Origin of the sequence: Bradyrhizobium sp. PRIMUS42, from assembly GCF_023006515.1 — a bacterium.
Classification (GTDB): Bacteria; Pseudomonadota; Alphaproteobacteria; order Rhizobiales; family Xanthobacteraceae; genus Bradyrhizobium.
Genome location: NZ_JALBGZ010001455.1, coordinates 1 through 622, shown reverse-complemented (window position 1 = coordinate 622; position 622 = coordinate 1). Strand labels below are relative to the sequence as shown.

Below are 622 nucleotides of genomic sequence, written 5' to 3'. Positions count from 1 at the left end.
CCGCCGCGCCGACCGCCCGCTGCTCCAGACCGCCGATCCCGAAGGAACCGTGACGCGCCTGCTCACCGAGCGCGAGCCGGTCTACAGCCATGCCGACCTCACCATCGCCTCGCGTGACGTGCCGCACGACAGAATCGTCGAGGAGTGCATCGAGGCGCTGCGCGCACATCTTTGCGGCGAACAGGCCGCTCAACCACCTGCCGACATTGCGAGTGCCATCCGATGACTGCGCCGTTGAAACATTCCGATCCTGTCAATGTCGAGGTCGCGTTGGGGTATCGCGCCTATGACATCGTCATCGGCCGCGGCGTGATGGCCTCGCTCGGCGAGCGCGTGGCGCGTTTGCGTCCCGGCGTGCGCACCGCGATCGTGACGGATCGCAACGTCGCAAAGCACTGGCTCGAGCCCGCCGAGGTCTCGCTCGCGGCGAGTGGCATCCCGACCTCGCGCATCGTCGTCGAGGAAGGCGAGATCTCCAAGACCTATGCCGGCCTGGAAAAGGTCAGCGAAGCCCTGATCGCCGCGAAAATCGAGCGCAACGATCTCGTCATCGCGCTCGGCGGCGGCGTGGTCGGCGATCTCGCCGGCTTTGCCGCGGCGATCCTGCGCCGCGGGGTCGATT

The 622-nt window shown here is 67.4% G+C and carries 2 protein-coding genes; both read left to right on the top strand.

Annotated features, from left to right (window positions below):
- Nucleotides 1-226, top strand: a 226-nt coding sequence (locus tag MOV75_RS41035; protein ID WP_309487021.1) for a shikimate kinase, incomplete at its 5' end; no start/stop codon positions are given.
- Nucleotides 223-622, top strand: a 400-nt coding sequence (locus MOV75_RS41030; RefSeq protein ID WP_247008564.1) for an iron-containing alcohol dehydrogenase, incomplete at its 3' end; no start/stop codon positions are given. The genes MOV75_RS41035 and MOV75_RS41030, both read left to right, overlap by 4 nt.